The organism is Paenibacillus sp. Y951, assembly GCF_056786395.1.
Genome location: NZ_JBXCIY010000058.1, coordinates 1 through 2,268, shown reverse-complemented (window position 1 = coordinate 2,268; position 2,268 = coordinate 1). Strand labels below are relative to the sequence as shown.

2 protein-coding genes and 6 tRNA genes are annotated in these 2,268 nt (G+C 41.8%); all 8 read left to right on the top strand.

Going from position 1 to position 2,268, the window contains the following annotated elements; all coding sequences use genetic code 11:
- Nucleotides 1-50: 50 nt before the first annotated feature.
- Nucleotides 51-124: transfer RNA gene (locus AC1TPB_RS24760), tRNA-Cys, on the top strand.
- A gap of 20 nt (nucleotides 125-144) precedes the next feature.
- Nucleotides 145-221: transfer RNA gene (locus tag AC1TPB_RS24755), tRNA-Arg, on the top strand.
- Nucleotides 222-240: 19 nt separating this feature from the next.
- Nucleotides 241-322, top strand: a tRNA-Leu gene (locus AC1TPB_RS24750).
- Nucleotides 323-823: 501 nt separating this feature from the next.
- Nucleotides 824-967 carry a hypothetical protein gene (locus AC1TPB_RS24745; RefSeq protein ID WP_482078930.1) on the top strand — a complete coding sequence of 48 codons (144 nt, stop codon included), beginning with the start codon at nucleotides 824-826 and terminating at the stop codon, nucleotides 965-967.
- 151 nt (nucleotides 968-1,118) lie between these two features.
- Nucleotides 1,119-1,862: a uracil-DNA glycosylase family protein gene (locus AC1TPB_RS24740; protein WP_482078929.1), complete on the top strand. Its 744-nt coding sequence runs from the start codon at nucleotides 1,119-1,121 to the stop codon at nucleotides 1,860-1,862.
- 116 nt (nucleotides 1,863-1,978) lie between these two features.
- Nucleotides 1,979-2,054, top strand: a tRNA-Val gene (locus AC1TPB_RS24735).
- Nucleotides 2,055-2,060: 6 nt separating this feature from the next.
- Nucleotides 2,061-2,136, top strand: a tRNA-Met gene (locus AC1TPB_RS24730).
- 30 nt (nucleotides 2,137-2,166) lie between these two features.
- Nucleotides 2,167-2,243, top strand: a tRNA-Asp gene (locus AC1TPB_RS24725).
- Nucleotides 2,244-2,268: the final 25 nt, after the last annotated feature.

Genomic DNA, 2,268 nt, shown 5'->3' with positions numbered 1-2,268 from the left:
GCCAAGGCGAGGGTCGCGGGTTCGATTCCCGTCTTCCGCTCCATAAAGTTGGCGCCATAGCCAAGTGGTAAGGCAAAGCTCTGCAAAAGCTTTATCCCCAGTTCAAATCTGGGTGGCGCCTCCATCTTACAATTTAATAGATTTGCGCCCTTAGCTCAGCTGGATAGAGCGTTTGACTACGAATCAAAAGGCCAGGAGTTCGAATCTCTTAGGGCGCGCCATATTTTTTCTTTTTACTATGCCGGCGTGGCGGAATGGCAGACGCGTTCGACTCAAAATCGAATGGGAGACCGTGGAGGTTCGAGTCCTCTCGCCGGTACCAAAATAATAAACGATAGTTCATTAGAGAATTTTTCTCGAATGAGCTTTTTTTATTTTATAGCTAAAACCATATTTATCTTCTGCGCTGAATTTATAATTCATCACTCTTGAAAATGAACAATCCGACCTTACGACTGTAAATTGATTGGTATATCAATTTACAGTCGTTTTTTGTTACTACTTAGGTCATTCACCAACTTAATAAAGTAAAAATGTCACTACAACCGATCCATTCGGGCTTAATAGCTAGGCTCTCTTATCTTGGAACCTAAGTAGCAACCGTTCTTTTTTTATGTGTATTTGAAGGATTGACTATTCTAAATCATTATAATGAGCATGTCTTGTTACGAAACTTATTTTGAATTGCTATAGCTACTGTTTGGGCAGCAGTGAGTCGGAAGAATTAAATCGAGAGTGGAGAGGGACTGCGGTTTGTGAATAAGGAACAATTGGAGAATTTAGAGAAGTGGTTTAAAGAGAATAAGCATGAGCGGATTATTGAATGGTGAAAGGATACCTTGAAGTGAATAGGGAAACGCATAACACCGCAGGCGTTGCTGCGGTATCGCAGGAGAATACTTTTTTCTGGACAAAGGATGCGCTGTTACCATTCAAATGGCTTGCTCATGCCGCTCGGTGTCGCTGATATTGAGTGTAGGGAGCTATGGTGCGGAATGATGATATATTGAGGTGATTTGGTAGATGCAGAGCACCATGCTATAATGAAAAATGCTTGGTCGACCGATATCGATCCAAGCGAGCATACAGTTGTCATTATTCAATGAGGAGTATATGATATGTCATTCGTAGATGAGCATTATTTCAGTACATGTCTAAAAGCTCTTCCAACCCAATTAAGCTACTCGAAAACAGATTTACTAGTAGATGCCTTCAGATTGAAGCAAGAAGGCGATATTGAAATCTATTATACTCCCCATAATGAATATGTAAATTTAGCGGCAAAGGTTATGATCGTTGGCATCACTCCAGGTTGGCAGCAACTGGAGATTGCTTATAGAACAGCAATACAATCATTAAAGCAACAGAAGACGTATGAAGAGGCATGTAAGGATGCAAAGTTTGCAGCGAGGTTTGCAGGAGCTACACGCGTTAACTTAATTCAAATGCTAGATGAAATAGGGATACATAATTTATTTGGAATTTCGAGTGCCGAGCAATTGTTTGACCGAGACTGTACACTTCTACATACCACATCGTTAATTCGTTATCCTGTATTTGTTGCTAAGCGAAATTATAATGGTCATAATCCCTCCTTAATAAGGAATGAAATACTTCAAGAAGCAGTACTGCAATCTTTTTTAGTTGAGCTACGTATGCTGAAAAATCCGCTTATTATACCGTTAGGTAAATCAGTAGAGAGTTACCTTCGTCATCTAATAAAGCTGGGACTAATCGCAGAGCATCATGTTGTATGGGGATTTCCGCATCCATCCGGTGCCAACGGTCATCGTCTTACACAATTCGAGGCGGGGAAGGTAGCTATGACTCAAATGTTAGGAGAGCTCAAGAAGGATAACTAATGGCGCTGACTCAAATTATAAAAAATACTAGTAGAGAAAAACGAATTAAATACTTGACGTCATATGTATAAACATGATATATTATTCTGGTCACTCCAAAGAGATGACATACATATGGAGGATTAGCTCAGCTGGGAGAGCATCTGCCTTACAAGCAGAGGGTCGGCGGTTCGAACCCGTCATCCTCCACCATACTACCGCGGGGTGGAGCAGTTGGCAGCTCGTCGGGCTCATAACCCGAAGGTCACAGGTTCAAGTCCTGTCCCCGCAACCAAATTCATTAATAGAAGAGTTTTAATAATACGGAGCTGTGGTGTAGTGGCCCAACATGCCTGCCTGTCACGCAGGAGATCGCGAGTTCGAATCTCGTCAGCTCCGCCATTTATCTTCTATTATGTTTGGCTCG

Bases quoted from the DNA above. Each gene is read 5' to 3' on its own strand.
- AC1TPB_RS24745 (WP_482078930.1), top strand. From the start codon at position 824: ATGGTGAAAGGATACCTTGAAGTGAATAGGGAAACGCATAACACCGCA.
- AC1TPB_RS24740 (WP_482078929.1), top strand. From the start codon at position 1,119: ATGTCATTCGTAGATGAGCATTATTTCAGTACATGTCTAAAAGCTCTT.